At 66.8% G+C, this 13,955-nt stretch carries 13 protein-coding genes; 12 read left to right on the top strand and 1 reads right to left on the bottom strand.

Features of this window, described 5'->3' with window-relative positions; genetic code table 11:
• Nucleotides 1-29: 29 nt before the first annotated feature.
• The 10 genes from rplM (at nt 30) to trxC (ending at nt 9,334) form a co-directional block, all read left to right on the top strand.
• Entirely contained in the window at nt 30-485 is a 456-nt protein-coding gene (gene rplM / locus Poly30_RS15605) for a 50S ribosomal protein L13 (protein ID WP_145206223.1), read from the top strand.
• A 25-nt stretch (nt 486-510) separates the two neighbouring features.
• Nucleotides 511-909 carry a 30S ribosomal protein S9 gene (gene rpsI, locus Poly30_RS15600; protein WP_145198943.1) on the top strand — a complete coding sequence of 133 codons (399 nt, stop codon included), beginning with the start codon at nt 511-513 and terminating at the stop codon, nt 907-909.
• A 183-nt stretch (nt 910-1,092) separates the two neighbouring features.
• A complete protein-coding gene (locus tag Poly30_RS15595; RefSeq protein ID WP_145198939.1) occupies nt 1,093-1,878 on the top strand; it encodes a YebC/PmpR family DNA-binding transcriptional regulator in 786 nt (261 codons plus the stop codon).
• A gap of 186 nt (nt 1,879-2,064) precedes the next feature.
• A complete protein-coding gene (locus Poly30_RS15590) occupies nt 2,065-3,312 on the top strand; it encodes a HEAT repeat domain-containing protein (RefSeq protein ID WP_145198936.1) in 1,248 nt (415 codons plus the stop codon).
• A 120-nt stretch (nt 3,313-3,432) separates the two neighbouring features.
• Nucleotides 3,433-4,422 carry a GGDEF domain-containing protein gene (locus Poly30_RS15585; protein WP_145198933.1) on the top strand — a complete coding sequence of 330 codons (990 nt, stop codon included), beginning with the start codon at nt 3,433-3,435 and terminating at the stop codon, nt 4,420-4,422.
• A gap of 14 nt (nt 4,423-4,436) precedes the next feature.
• Nucleotides 4,437-5,132, top strand: a complete 696-nt coding sequence (locus tag Poly30_RS28535; protein ID WP_419190235.1) for a hypothetical protein — start codon at nt 4,437-4,439, stop codon at nt 5,130-5,132.
• Nucleotides 5,133-5,169: 37 nt separating this feature from the next.
• On the top strand, nt 5,170-6,717 hold the full coding sequence (locus tag Poly30_RS15575) for a serine/threonine-protein kinase (RefSeq protein ID WP_419190234.1): 1,548 nt from the start codon (nt 5,170-5,172) through the stop codon (nt 6,715-6,717).
• Between the two features lie 50 nt (nt 6,718-6,767).
• Nucleotides 6,768-7,676: an RNA polymerase sigma factor gene (locus Poly30_RS15570; protein WP_419190233.1), complete on the top strand. Its 909-nt coding sequence runs from the start codon at nt 6,768-6,770 to the stop codon at nt 7,674-7,676.
• Nucleotides 7,677-7,733: 57 nt separating this feature from the next.
• Nucleotides 7,734-8,789 (top strand): hypothetical protein, encoded by a 1,056-nt coding sequence (locus Poly30_RS15565; RefSeq protein ID WP_145198922.1) that lies wholly within the window; start codon nt 7,734-7,736, stop codon nt 8,787-8,789.
• A 101-nt stretch (nt 8,790-8,890) separates the two neighbouring features.
• Nucleotides 8,891-9,334, top strand: coding sequence for a thioredoxin TrxC (gene trxC / locus Poly30_RS15560; protein ID WP_145198919.1), 444 nt, complete (start codon nt 8,891-8,893; stop codon nt 9,332-9,334).
• Between the two features lie 37 nt (nt 9,335-9,371).
• Here the strand turns inward: trxC and Poly30_RS15555 are convergent, their stop codons facing one another.
• A complete protein-coding gene (locus Poly30_RS15555) occupies nt 9,372-10,121 on the bottom strand; it encodes a hypothetical protein (protein WP_145198916.1) in 750 nt (249 codons plus the stop codon).
• Between the two features lie 355 nt (nt 10,122-10,476).
• On the opposite strand from Poly30_RS15555, the gene Poly30_RS15550 reads away from it, so the two are divergent.
• Both Poly30_RS15550 and Poly30_RS15545 read left to right on the top strand, forming a co-directional pair.
• Complete coding sequence (locus Poly30_RS15550; protein WP_419190232.1) at nt 10,477-12,057, top strand: DUF1573 domain-containing protein; 1,581 nt, start codon at nt 10,477-10,479, stop codon at nt 12,055-12,057.
• A gap of 198 nt (nt 12,058-12,255) precedes the next feature.
• Entirely contained in the window at nt 12,256-13,950 is a 1,695-nt protein-coding gene (locus tag Poly30_RS15545; protein WP_145198910.1) for a GspE/PulE family protein, read from the top strand.
• Nucleotides 13,951-13,955: the final 5 nt, after the last annotated feature.

Genomic DNA, 13,955 nt, shown 5'->3' with positions numbered 1-13,955 from the left:
TGACCGATCGCCGCCGCGATACGACAGCTATGACGACCACAAACGTACGACGCCAGGATACGACTCATGTCCGCCGCCAGGACACTGAGGACCGCTGGCTACTCTATGATGCCTCCGAGCACAATCTCGGACGCATGGCGGCCTCCATTGCCATGGCACTCCAGGGCAAGGATCGTCCCACCTGGACCCCCAGCGAGCGCACCGGCGCCCACGTCGTCGTCATCAACGGCGCCAAGCCGCGCCTCACGGGCACGAAAGGCTCCGACAAGATTTATCGGCACTACTCGGGCTACCCGAACGGTCAGAAGTACGTCGCACTCGAAAAGGTGGCCGAGCGCCGCCCCGCCGACATCGTGACGCTGGCTGTCCGCCGGATGCTCCCGAAAACCCGCCTCGGCCGCGATCTCCTTCGCTGCCTCAAGGTCTACGGCGCCGAAGAGCACCCGCACACCGCGCAAGCGCCCGTGAAGGTCGAAAAGCTCTAAGCGCTTCTCCAACTCAACTGAACCCATGGCAGTCATCAATCCTTGGACCTGGGGCCTCGGTCGACGCAAGTCGGCGATCGCCCGCGTCCGCCTCAAGTCCGGCGCTGGCGGCTTTGTCGTCAACGGCAAGCCGATCGACGAGTACTTCGTGACCATCCAGACCCGTCAGCGCGCTCGCCAGCCGCTGACCGTGTCGGACTCGCTCGAGAACTACGACGTATTCTGCAACGTGAGGGGCGGCGGTCCTTCCGGCCAGAGCGAAGCGGTCAGCCTCGGCATCGCCCGCGCGCTCAAGTCGATCAATCCTGCGACCTTCGACACGCTCCGTGAGAACAGCCTTCTCACCCGTGACTCGCGCATGAAAGAGCGGAAGAAGTACGGCCGTCGCGGCGCCCGTCGCGGCTTCCAGTTCTCCAAGCGCTAATCACGCCGAGCTCCCTGGAACGGAATCCGCTGCTTTGCGCTACCTTGGAAGGGGCGCATCGCGGCGGATTTCTTCATTGATGGAGATCTCGTCAGTGACGGGGATTTCCTGCTTCGGGGACTGCTTCACCGCGTAAGCCCACCCTTTCGATCCCAACCCAAGAGAGACCAAGAGACAAGAGCGATGGCTGGCCATTCACACGCCGCAAACGTCAAGCACCGCAAGAACGCGGTGGACGCGAAGCGCGCCAAAATCTTCAGCAAGGCGGCCCGGAACATCATCTCGGCCGTTCGCCAGGCCGGTTCCGAGATGGACACGAACCTCAAGCTGAAGTATGCGGTCGAGAAGGCCCGCGCCGCCAACATGCCGAAGGACAACATCCTCCGCGCCATCAAGCGAGGGGAGGGATCCAAGGACGGCGACGACTTCGAAGAGCTCGTGTACGAGGGCTACGCTCCGGGCGGAGTGGCGATGCTCATCACCTGCCTGACCGACAACCGCAATCGCACGGCACCGGACATCAAGTTCGCGCTGGAGAAGGGCGGGGGCAACATGGGTTCGACGGGCTCCGTCTCCTTCATGTTCGACTTCCGGTCCATCTTCGTCGTCGACATGACGGGTGAGCAGGGCGAAGAGGGCTTCGCGGGCAAGGCGTTCACCGAAGACTCGCTGCTGGAAGTGGGCATGGAGGCGGGTGCCGAGGACGTTCAGGTCGAAGGCGACGTCGCGACCGTGTTCGCGGCCGCGACCGAATTCCTCAGCGTCAAGACGGCGCTGGAGGAGGCAGGCGTCGTGATGCTCTCGGCGGAGACTGGCTATGTTCCTCAGACGACGGTCGAAGTGCCGACGAAGGAAGACGCGGCGAAGATCCTGAAGCTCATCGACAAGCTCGAGGACAACGAAGACGTTCAGAACGTCTACAGCAACTACGACATCAAGGACGAGTGGCTGGAGGAGTTGAACTCCTGACCCATGGGCTGGTCGCTATCCGATGCGAGGAAGTGGGTCGTGGCGACCCTCGGGCTCGTTCTGGCGGCCGCCTGTGCGGATGCCTCGCAGGATCCTTCAAGAGCCCTCTCGCAGGCTCCCGCTGATTCCCCGGCCGGAGCGCCCGCTGGGTCTCCCGCGGATGACCACGGGGCCCGGCTCGCGGGCATGGGGAACAACGCGGTCTTCCTCGAGGCCTTGACGCTCCAGCTCGCGCGCGAACTCCGCTTCGACGGCGCGGAGAGGCATTTCATCGAGGTCCTCATGGAGGGCGAGGGTGCCCCGCGGATTCGGGAAGCGGTCCAGTGGATGCCGGAGTACGTGGAAGAGCTCGTCGCGTCGGGCCGCTGGCGTCCCCGCGATCTGAAGGAATGGAAGTGGCTCGCCGTCATCGCGCTCTGGGACGAGCTTCAGGCGCGCATGCCGAGGAGCTTGGAACTCGGAATGGCGCTCGAAAACGGGCCGACCCGGTACATCGGAGCTGGGCTCCTGTTCACGCCGGATCAGCCTCTCTTCGACGTCCTCGCCGAGGGGTTCCGAAACGACGATCCGAACAACCGCGCCTACAGCGCGCTCGCGGTCAGCGCCAACGGCCACGAGGACTACATCGGGGCCCTGCGTGCGATGATGGATGATCCCCATCCCTGGCCCAGGGTCAACGCGATCGCGAGCCTGGTCCGCATCGACGACGTCCAGGGGATCCAGGAGGCGAGGGATCTCTTCAGTCGCCCGCCGTCCGCGCGGCGCTCCGAGGCCGTTTCGTACCTGTTCGAGGTGCTCGACCGGGCCGCGCCGCATCCGAACGTCCTCCGCTTCGTCACGGAAATGCAGGGGACTCTCAGGGGGCAGGATCGAGCGGCCGTCGATGCCATCCTCGTGATCCATGGCGCACAGACGGACACCTCGAAGATCCGGGCTGTCCTCATGGAGCTGGATCCCTTCGCTCCCGAGCTGCATCGCGGCGTGAGGGCGCTCGCGAGAACGCGGAAACCTGAAGATGCTGCGGCCCTCGAAGCGCTTTTTCATCGGCCCAACTCCCAGACCGTGACGCTGGATCTCGCGGCTGGCCTGGCCAAAGCCGGTTCGGACGAAGTGGAGCCGCTCCTGCGCAACGCGGCCTTCCGCCTCCCGTGGAGCCAGGCGCTGCTCGCCGCGGGCGCCGCGCGCGCGTGCTACGGCGATGAGCTTCTCGTCCGATGGATCGAGAACGCGCCGGCCACGACTCCGATCGAATCATGCCGCCGGATCGGGCTCGCTCTCGGTGAATTCGGCGGGCCCGAAGCGGTGGCACTCTTGAAGAAGCACGGTGCCGCAGCAGGCGCAGGAGAACTCCCGGCGTCGCGTAGCCGCGCCGTGTTCAGGTCCGCTCTCCAGGGCGCCGAGCTGGGAGTTCTCTCCAGGGTCTCCTCCAGGTAGCCGTGCCCATCGTCTTTATTGTTTGAAACGCAGCGTCCGCGTTTGCACGCTGAACAGCGCTCTGGCTTTCAGGGCGACTTCCACGGCTACCAAGGGGCGCCACGGGCCTCGGACTGCGACATGGGTGACGGACTCAGAACCATCAGGATCGCGACCACGGACACGTCGGTCATCAGTGGCGCGCGCGCGGCGGTCGACGCGGCGAACGAGTCGAACGCAGAGGACCCGCTCAGTGGCTGGAGCATCGCGCAGATTTCCTCCTGGCGGGAACTCGTCGAGGCGCCGCCGGCCCCCGGCGACGTCCTGCTGATCGACTCCTGGCTCAAGGACCGAAACGTCTACGAACTCCTGCGCCAGCTCTCTGGCCGCACGAAGTGCAGGACGTTCGTGGTCGTCGAGGACGGCAATCACGTGGCCGAGCCGATCGCTCGCTTCTGCGGCGCCACCGGCGTCATCGAGCGCCCCGTCAACGGTTCCAAGCTGCGCGCCGCGCTCGGCGTCTCGTCCGGCCCGCGCCCAGCCCTCGACTCCGAGCACCGTGGAATGGCCGGCGAGGAGTTCACGCTTCCGGAGGCCATCCTCGCGCAGATTGCGGAGTCCGACCCCTCCCGCGACGTCGCTGCCCCGCGTCACAACGCGCTGATGCAGGCCGCCATCGATCCAGTCACAGGTCTCTTCAACTACTCGTTCCTCGCGTACAAGCTGGACGAGGAGTTCAAGCGCGCCCGCCGCTTCAACGCGCCTCTCGCGGTGGCCATGCTGGGCTTCGAGAGCCAGGCATCCGACGACGTGCTGCGGGAACTCAGCTCGATCTTCCTGGCAGCTTCCCGCGACACCGACGTGCTCGGGCGCTTCGACGAAAACTCCTTCCTCTTCCTCCTTCCGAATACCGGTCCGGACGGTGCGGAGATCATGGCGCGCCGCGTCGCCGACACCGCCGAGGAGCGCCGGATGATGGACCTCGTCGGCGACCGCATCGAGGTCGCCATCGGCATCGCCAACTATCCGAGCCCGGACATCGAGAAGCGCGAGGACCTCTACGCCGCTGCGCGGGAAGCCTTCCTCGACGCGCGCCATGCAGGCGGCGGCGTCGTCGTGTCCGCTCTCTGATCCGAACCACGCGTTTGACCGAGACCCTCTCACCGCGGCGTCCTCTCCGCCTGCTCCTCAGCATCGACGACGTCGGGGACGTGCTCCTGCTCATCGGCACCTCGGTCGTCGTCGGGCACACGGCGGCGCCCGAGCCGGACCTGCGTTTCCTGGGCGATCTCGACGGCGTCCACGGCCAGTTTCGACTGCGCGACTCGTTCCACGGTGGCGCGGAATGGGCCCTGGCCGTTCAGCCAGGCGCGGCTCCGATCGAGATCGACGGGTCTTCCCTGCGGTCCTCCGACGGTCCGCGGTCCGTTCACGACGGGGATCGCGTGAGATTCGGGGTGGCCGCTTCCTTCACCTGCCGTCTCAGCGATCCCTCCAGCGCCACGATGGTCCTCGAGCTGGAGGGGCCCACCGACGCCGACGGGGCGCGTCGCGTGGCGCTGATGGCGCCCGGGGTCGCGGGACGCCTTCGCTTCGGCCCCCGGCGCAGGAGGCAGATCGTCGTCCCGGGTATCGCCCATGACGTGGCGCTGGTGGCGCAGCTCGAGGGGCCGGGGAGCCCCTCGCTCGCGGTCTCATGCAGCGGCGGCGTACGAGCTCCCCGAGGCGAGCCGCAGCAGGCAGTGGCCCTGGCCCTTCCCCTGGAGAAGCGCATCGACCTGGCCCTCGGCGCCGCTCCCGATCGCAGACCCCCTTTCGGCATGGCGATCCGCCAGGCCTGACATCTGGCTCGACCAGAGGGTAGCCTTGGGCCTGACGATGGACTGGGAAGCGTTCTACAACTCGTTTCGACAGCCGGACTTCGTGCCCGGCTACGAAATCGAGAACCGACTCGGGGGCGGCGCGTTCGGCGACGTCTACAAGGCGCGGAAGACGTCCATTGGAAAGGCGTACGCGATCAAGTTCCTGAAAGTCGAAAACGACGACCAGCGTGAAGCCGTCCAGCGCGAACTGGATCAGGTCCGACATTTCGCCGCGATCGACCATCCGAACCTGGTGACGATCGAGGACATGGGGTCCGTGATGGACGTGCCCTACGTCATCATGGGCTACGCGGGCGAGGAGACGCTCGCGAAGCGTTTCAAGCTCCACGACCTGTCCCCCGCGGAGGCGCTGCTCGTCTTCACGCAAACCGCGCGCGGCGTGCTCGCGCTCCACGATCGGCGGCTGGTTCACTTCGACCTGAAGCCCAGCAACATCTTTCTGCGCGGAGAGAACGCACGGGTGGGGGACTACGGTCTCTCGAAGCTGCTCGAGGGCGGCCGCACGACGCTCTCGTTCGGGCGCGGCACGCCCATGTACATGGCGCCCGAGATGCTCCGGAGTCGCGCGGATCATCGGGCCGACATCTACTCCCTCGGGGTGATCCTGTTCGAATCGCTCGCGGGCTACCTTCCCTTTCACCCGGACGAGTTCGGCGGACTCATCCTGCGAGAGTCCGACGCCCCTCCGGTGTTTCCCGAGGACTTCCCTGCCGTCGCGCGCGCGGCGACCGAGGCCTGCCTCCGGCTCGACCCCGCGGATCGGCCCGACTCGATCTCCGAAGTGCTGGAGATGCTGGGGCAGACGGCGAGGCCCGGCGACTCCGTGACGTTCCAACTCAGTCCGGCCGAGGCGCGTCCTGCACACGCTCGCAGGCAGTCCGCGAACGCCGCTTCCACGACGGCGCCCGACCTGGGCGTTCGTCCGGTCGTGCCTGCGACGGAGCCCGCTTCAGGTTCAGGTTCAGACCTTCGCGAAGGAGCGCCCCCGCAGCATGGAGCGCCCATCGGTTCGCGGCAGCGTTCGCCGCTTCTGGATCCCGCGGCGATCGAGGCGACGACGGCCAAGACCTCGCCGATCGAGCCGGGCCGGCCAGCCAGCCGCGCGCGCGAACTCGTTGCGGAACTGAACGCGCAGAAGCGCCGCGGGGAATCGGGCGGGGGGCTTCTGCCCCGCGACGAGGAGGGCCGTTTCTCGCGGACGTCCTACCAAGAGCCGCCGTCGAGCGCGAAGGTCCACGCTGCACCGGCCGCCCCCGTACCGACGATCATCCCGGTTCCGCCCAAGGTCACCGGCGGCCCGTTCGCGACCCTGATGGAGACGACTCGCGTGGGCTTCGACGTGTTCGCCGCAGCGATCGTCGCGGTGGTTCAGTCGATCCTGGACGCGTTCCGCCTCGTGACCGACCGGCTCGTCCGCAGTGACCGCGGCGGGCTGGTCGGGCGCACGGCTCGCTTCGCTCTCTTCTTGCTCATCATGGCGAGCGTCGGATTCGGCGCGACGCTCCTCGGCCTTTTCGGGCTGTTCGTTCTCGAACGGCCCTGACCCGCAGTCACACACCAGGATTCACAGTGTCAGGAGATTGGTCACCCGACGTGCGGCGCCTCGCCGACTTCGACGAGGACGAATGGGCGCGCGTCGAGCGCGCCTACGCGGGGCGACTGATCGCCTACATCGGGCGACGCGTGTCCGATGCGGAGGCGCGCGACGACATCGTTCAGGAGGTCTTCCTGGGCGCCGTGCGCGGCATCGGGACGTTCGACGAGAAGTATTCGTTCGAGCAGTATCTCTTCGGGATCTGCCGCAACCGAACGATCGATCACCTTCGGAAGAGGCGGATGGTCGGCGCGGGTCAAGGTGGCTCCGACGACGGCGAGGAAGCCGGAGGGATCGACCTCGCCTCCCTCGCCCTCGACGAGGATACGCCGAGCCAGATCGTGCGACGTTCCGACGTGCAGGGGCGCGGTCGCGAGCTATTGCGCGACGCGCTTCGCGAGTGGGTGCAGGAGACCTGGGCAGCGGGTGAGTTCAATCGCCTGATGGTGGTGGAGGCGCTCTTCCGAGGCGGCTGGAGAAACCGTGACACATGGGAGCGATTCGGCCTCCGCGACGAGACCGCGGTCGCGGGCGTGAAGTTCCGAGCGCTCAAGAAGCTGCGTGAATTCGTCGCGAAGCGGGACCCTGACGGCGAAGCGGTCGCGGCCCTTGCCCAGCTCGCAGAGGACGGGGACGTGCCGATGGACGTGGCCAGCGTCTGGTCGGACGAGCGCGTTTCCTGCCCGGCTCGACACTGGCTCGCCCGCTGGATCGCGGGGACCCTGGAGGAGGGGCCACGGGAGTTCATGGCCTTCCACGTCGACGAAATGGGCTGTGAATGGTGTTCGGCCAACCGAGACGACCTCGCTAGAAGGGACGAAGAGGCTCTTCTCCCTCTGCTCGTCTCGGTTCGAGCCTCGACCGCCAAACTCCTGAGGTCCCGAATCGACCGGCCCTCCGGCCCCTGAGCCTGGGCACATCCGGCTCTTCGAAACTCTTCACCAAGAGCGAGGTATCCTGTAACCGTGAGCGCCCCGACCAAGATCTATCTCGTCCTCATCGCGATCCTGGTGATCGTCTGGGCGGGCGTGTCGACCTTCGTGGCCGCCAGGGAGCCGGGTCTTCGGTTCATCACGGACCCCGAGGACATCATGCGGAATCCGGAGCGGTTCACCGCGATGCTCCGGGGCCGCGTCGACGTCCGCGACGCCGATGGCCAGTCGATCGCGCCGCCCGAGGGAACCCTGACGGTTCACGTCGAGGCCCGCGATGCCGCTGGCACGCTCGCCGTTCGCAGGATCGGAACCGTGCAGCCCGACGGGGTGTTCGAGGTCCTCGCGCTGCCCTACGGGCTCGCGACCGTGTCCGTCCAGCTGGGGTTCGGAGAGACGATCTGGCAGAGAGAGGACATCGTGGTCGGCGGAGCCGGCACGCTGGATCCGCGCATCGACCCGATCGATCTCGGGGATGATCTTTTCAGCTTCGATATCGAAGTGCGTGGGCCGAGCGGCTCGCCCGTTCCCGGAGGACAGCTCGCCTGGCGTCGGATCGGCTCCGAGGACGACGTGACGTTCGACGGGCTGGCTCCGATCGCACCCGACGGTCACGCTCGGTTCCTGTCGACCTCCAGCACGATCGACGCGGTCTGCTTCGTGCCAGGCGCGCGAACGGAACTCTTCGAGGAACTCTTCCTCGACTCGAGTCTCGATCTCGGCATCGGCACGACGGTCGATCTGGAGGTCGAGGGCACGCTTCCGGATCCGGAGCGCTGGACCGTCCACGCGGTGCTGGATCCCATCGAGCTGAGGCCGAAGGTCGATATCCGCCGCGAGGGGCTCGACGTTTCCCCCGGGCTCATCTACGCCGAACTCGATCCGAAGACGGGGCGCGTGTCGATTCCCGTCGCGCGCGGAGGCCGCTATCAGCTGACCTGGAGGGTTCGTCAGAACCGGAGGCACAGCATGAAGACCGAGAGGCTCTCCGACGTCGAGGAGGTCGTCGTTCCGGCAGAGCCGGGCACGTACTCGCTCCGTCGGGCGTTTCCGATCGACGCCTTTCTTCGCAAGGTATCCGACCGCTAAGTCGGGCGTCCGGGGTGGTCGGGACGGCGTCGCGGGCTCGGATAGGGCTCGGAATGCGCTTCCGGGGTGAGAATTTCCCGGTGCGGGTCTATTCTGACGCCATGTCACAGACCATCGTCGACCTCCCGTGCGCCTCTTGCGGTGCCCGCAATCGAGTGCCTGATGATCGCTTCGGCGACGTGCCAGTTTGCGGTCGGTGCAGCGCGAAGCTGCTTCCAGACCACCCCGTGGCCCTCGACGACGCAAGCTTTGGGAAGTACATCGCAAGGAGCGGGCTGCCCGTGCTCGTCGACTTCTGGGCCGAGTGGTGCGGGCCGTGCAAGGCGATGGCGCCGCAGTTCGAGGCCGCTGCGCGCGAGCATTTCGGCCAGGTGCTCTTCGCGAAGGTGGATACCGAGGCTGCGGTTCAGACGGCGCAGCAGTTCGGCATCCAATCCATCCCGACGCTGGTGCTGTTCAAGGGCGGCGCCGAGGTCGCTCGGCAGAGCGGAGCGATGCCCGCTGCCAAGATCGCGCAGTGGTTGGGCTCGATTCAGCCGCGGTGATCTCTCAGGCGCAGTGATCTCTCGGGAGCAGTGATCGTCAGGGGGCCGTCCCCTTCACGTCGGCGGGAGCCACGGGGACGGAGGCTCGGGCCTGCGACTCGAACTCCTCCGACGTCATGGGGTCGTCCTGAACCGTGAAGTCCTGGATCTTCCACTGCCAGCCGCCCTTGACCGCGATGATCGCCTCCGGCGCGGTGTTGCCGGTCTCCTCCGAGAAGTCGTCGATGTTCGCGCGATAGACGTCGTACCGCTCGATGTACTGCAGGATCCCGGCTTCGACGGGGTCGCGGACCGTGTTCCCTTCGGTGGGCTTCTCCGGCGTGGCTTCGGTCCAGGCGTCCCAGTAACCCTCGCGGTGCATGCGGAAGATCAGCCACCGATCCCTGGTCCAGAGTGGCCCCGGGATCCGGCTCTGGAGAACGGCGTCCATGCTCGACTGGAAGAGCACCTCGGGATTGTCGGCGCGGTAGAGCGCCCAGCGCAGCTGGGGGATCTTCGAAAGCAGCTCGTCGCGGACCTCGCTGTAGTAGTTGATGGAGCGGACCTTGGTGGTCGCCTTCCACTGGCGGGAGAAGCAGCGGTACTCCTCTTCGAGAAGGTTGCCCTGGACGGCGGTGCGGAACGACTGGAGCGCCTGTTCTGGCGTATTGAAGCCGTAGGTGAGCCCCTGCTGGACGGTGGGGGCCGGCACGCGGCAAGAGGTCGCCCCGCCGAGGAGCAACCCTCCCAGGCAGAAGGCGCTTCCGAGAGAACGCTGCAGGAAGGGGACGTCGGTTTCGGTCGTCATGGGCTGAAAGTGGGCGATTGTGGGGACCTTTCACGGGTCCGAGCCGGGAGGCACCTGCGGGACGGCTCCGTCAAGGAGCAGGCCCCGAGATGCGTCCCACAGGTTGTAGCGCTCTGACTCCTCGACCGGCAGGTAGTTCTGGCTCCTTGCGGGCGCTGCCCGATCTGCTTCACAGAAAAACATCTGTATTCTTGGTCTAACAGCCTGACTTTTCCCACCGTACCCGCCCCTGACAGGCGATCCGACCTCCGGATTCGGCCCCATGACGTCCGATACCCACCTCCGGACCGGTCTCACCGGACTGCCCTCGACGGTCCAGCTCATTCGAGGCCCTCTCGACCCGACTCACCGACCCATGAATCACAGCTCACCTCGCCGACAGTTCTCCATCGGGCTTCCCGTCGCGCTGCTCGCAGCCAGCGGCTTCGCCGTCAGTGCTTTCGCCAGCGCCACCGGTACCACGACGACTTCTGCTGCGCTCACGGCGCCCGCCCTCGTTCAGCAAGGGGGCCGCGGGAGCGTGACGGACAAGACGCCGCCGCCCAAGCCGGTCACCGTGCCCGCGAAGCGCGTCCAGAAGCCGGTGACCTCGGGGCCCGCCCCCGTGGAAGTCGTCAAGGGCGAGTCCGGCGTCGGGGCGAACGATGGTCCGGCTGGCGGCGCTGTCAAGGGCATGACTCCCGAGCAGCTCAAGCAGCAGGAGGAGTACCTCGCCAAGCAGAAGGCCGCAGGAGCCGACAAGGGCGGGGCCGCTCGCGGCGCCGTTCCGCGCCCCCCGCGCAACGCGAACGCGAAGCTCGAGATCGAGTTCGGCTCGGACAAGCACGACTTCGGCCTGGCGCGCCAGGGCGACCAGCTGACCCACGTGTTCGAGATGAAGAGCGCGGGTAGTGAGCCGCTCATCATCAGCCAGGCGAGCCCGACCTGCGGCTGTACCCTCGGTGAGGTCAAGGTCAAGCAGCCTGGCGAGGAGGTCGCGACGCTGTACAAGTTCGGCGACGAGATCATGCCGGGCGCCGACATCGAGCTCGAGGCCACCCTCGACACGACCAGCAAGTCCAACCGCACGAACGTGCGCATCAACGTCTACTCGAACGACGGCACCGCCGGCCAGAACCAGCTTCAGCTGATGGCCAACGTCGAACCGTTCATCGACGCGACGCCCAAGTTCCTCCAGCTCGGCGAGATTCGCGAGGGCGTTTCGAAGACCGCTTCGGTGGACTTCCGTACCTCCTCGGGCGAGGCCATCATGCTCACCCAGGACGATTCGCGTCCGATCCCGATGCCCCAGGGCCTCTCGCTGAACGTCGAGGCGATCAATCCGAACGACGAGGGCAAGTCGAACCACTGGCGCGCCACCTTCACGATCGCGGAGGATTCGACCGCCGAGCCGAAGGGATACATGCTTCGCCTCAACAGCGACGTGCCGCTTCCGGAGTCCAAGGCGCACGCCGCCAAGCCGGGTGCCGTCGCGGTCTACCAGGCGAGCACGAACATCAACTACAACATTCTCGGCGCGCTGTCGCTTCAGCCGCAGTACGTCTCGCTCGGCCTCGTGCGTCCCGGCCAGACGGTCGTGCGCAACGTGCGCCTGACCTGCCACGAGCCGGAGTTCGATCTCTCCAACGTGTCCGTCGAGATCACCGGTGAGCAGGCGGCGGAGCTCGCCTGGGCCGACCGCTTCGCGGCGAGCGTCAAGCCGGTCAGCGGCAGCAACGCCGTCGATATCGAGCTGCGCCTCACGGGGCTCCCGGACGACGCGGACGGATCCTTCCGTGGCCGCGTGAACATCAAGACGGGTCACCCGTCGAAGCCCGAGGAGTTCTTCCGGTTCTCCGGCGTCTGCCGCAAGCTGGCCGGCGAGGGCGGGACCCCGGTCCAGCGCCCGGGTGGTGCCCAGAAGGCCCCGGTGAAGAAGGGCGATTCTGGCCAGTAGTAGCGGTTCGATCGCCGGGTCTGGCGCACCGCCTGGTGCGTGAGAGGCCCCGATCGGCGTCTTTATGGGGGCCGCGGAGTAACTTCCGCGGCCCCCTCGCTATGGTGTAGGTGCTCGTGCGGCGTCCAGCGGCCCCGCCCTCCCCCTGACGACCTCCCTCCGGTACTCGGGTGCCCTATGCGGCGCCTCCCCTGAACCTTGAGCCAAGACCTCGGCGACATTCTCCTTTCCAGCGGCGCGCTGGATGAAGCTCAGCTTCGTGAAGCCAAGGCCCAGCAGCGCGGGGGCGGAGTCTCTCTGGAGGCGGCCGTTCTCGGTCTGGGTTTCGCCGACGAGCCCACCGTCTATCGGGCCCTGGCGAAGGCGAACGGCCTGCCCTTCGTGGACCTCTCGAAGGGCAAGGTGAACGACGCGGTGCTGGATCTCGTTCCAGCCGAGTTTGCCCAGGAGCAGGGCGTGCTGCCCGTGATGCAGAAGGGCGACAAGCTGATCGTGGCGATCGACGATCCCCTGAAGCGGATCGTCGTGGACCAGCTGCAGTTCCTGCTCGGCGACATGGAGATCGCCTGTGCGCTCAGCGCGCCCGCCTCGCTCAAGCGGGCCATCGCAGCAGCCTACGGCGCAGGCGCCGAAGAAGCCGTCGCGGCCTCCATGGGCGCCGTGATCGGCGGGGACGGCGAGGACGACGACGCGCCCATCGTGCGCCTCGTCTCCAGTATCTTCAAGCAGGCACTCGACGCGCGCGCCTCGGACATCCACGTCGAGCCGGGACACGGGCGGATGCGGATTCGCTTCCGCATCGACGGCATGCTGCGGGACGTCGCCGAGCACCCGCCGCACCTCGGTGCGCCGCTCATGAGCCGCCTCAAGATCATGGCGCGCATGGACATCGCCGAGAAGCGCAAGCCGCAGGACGGGCGCATCGGCCTGAAGATCGAGGGTCGCGACGTCGACGTGCGTGCCTCGATCCTGCCGTCCAACCACGGCGAGACCATGGTGATGCGTCTTCTGGATCGCGGACAGAACCTGCTGGGCCTCGCCCAGCTTGGCTTCAGCTCGGACGACCAGCGCTGGTTCCGCAAGATGATCGACCGGCCGAACGGCATCGTGCTCGTTACGGGACCCACCGGTTCGGGCAAGACGACGACGCTCTACGCGGCGCTCCAGGAACTGAACCGGCCAGACGTGAAGATCATCACGGCCGAGGATCCGGTGGAATATCACATCCCCGGGATCAACCAGGTTCAGGTCGAGAACCGCATCCACCTGACGTTTGCTCGCATCCTGAAGGCGATGCTGCGCTGCGCGCCCAACGTCATCCTCGTAGGAGAAATCCGCGACCTGGAGACGGCCGAGATCGCGATCCAGGCCGCCCTCACCGGGCACCTCGTGTTCTCCACGCTCCACACGAACGATGCGCCCAGCGCTCTGACGCGGCTCATCGACCTCGGCGTCAAGCCGTTCCTCGTCGCGGCGTCGGTCCAGGGCATCATCGGCCAGCGCCTCGTTCGCCGGCTCTGTTCCTCCTGCGCCCAGGAGTACGAGCCCTCGGAGCTGGAGCTGCGTGCGATGGGGCTGACCCAGGCCGCATCGGGCAACCCCAACCTGCGCTTCAAACGTCCCAAGGGCTGCCGCATCTGCGAGGGCTCAGGCTACAAGGGCCGCGTCGCGCTGTACGAGCTCTTCACGATGGACGCGACGATTCGCGAGCGCACCTTCCGGGGCGCCACGCTCGACGACGTGCGCGATACGGCCGAAGCGTCCGGCGCGCTGAGGGGGCTTCTGTCCGATGGCGCGGCCAAGGTGACCGAAGGCCTCACCAGCGTCATGGAAGTCCTGCGCGTCGCTGGCTCGAATCTCACCACCGCCGAAGAAGAAGCGCTGTCCGCTTGATCCCC

This window comes from Saltatorellus ferox (assembly GCA_007751475.1).
In the GTDB taxonomy this organism is placed as follows: domain Bacteria; phylum Planctomycetota; class UBA1135; order UBA1135.
Note: the sequence above shows the minus strand (reverse complement) of the source record. Positions and strands in the feature narration are given on the sequence as shown.

What these genes read in the sequence shown, in the direction of transcription:
- rplM (WP_145206223.1), top strand. Translation starts at nt 30, where the DNA reads ATGACGACCACAAACGTACGACGCCAGGATACGACTCATGTCCGCCGC.
- rpsI (WP_145198943.1), top strand. Translation starts at nt 511, where the DNA reads ATGGCAGTCATCAATCCTTGGACCTGGGGCCTCGGTCGACGCAAGTCG.
- Poly30_RS15595 (WP_145198939.1), top strand. Translation starts at nt 1,093, where the DNA reads ATGGCTGGCCATTCACACGCCGCAAACGTCAAGCACCGCAAGAACGCG.
- Poly30_RS15590 (WP_145198936.1), top strand. Translation starts at nt 2,065, where the DNA reads ATGGGGAACAACGCGGTCTTCCTCGAGGCCTTGACGCTCCAGCTCGCG.
- Poly30_RS15585 (WP_145198933.1), top strand. Translation starts at nt 3,433, where the DNA reads ATGGGTGACGGACTCAGAACCATCAGGATCGCGACCACGGACACGTCG.
- Poly30_RS15575 (WP_419190234.1), top strand. Translation starts at nt 5,170, where the DNA reads ATGGACTGGGAAGCGTTCTACAACTCGTTTCGACAGCCGGACTTCGTG.
- trxC (WP_145198919.1), top strand. Translation starts at nt 8,891, where the DNA reads ATGTCACAGACCATCGTCGACCTCCCGTGCGCCTCTTGCGGTGCCCGC.
- Poly30_RS15555 (WP_145198916.1), bottom strand. Translation starts at nt 10,121, where the DNA reads ATGACGACCGAAACCGACGTCCCCTTCCTGCAGCGTTCTCTCGGAAGC.
- Poly30_RS15550 (WP_419190232.1), top strand. Translation starts at nt 10,477, where the DNA reads ATGAATCACAGCTCACCTCGCCGACAGTTCTCCATCGGGCTTCCCGTC.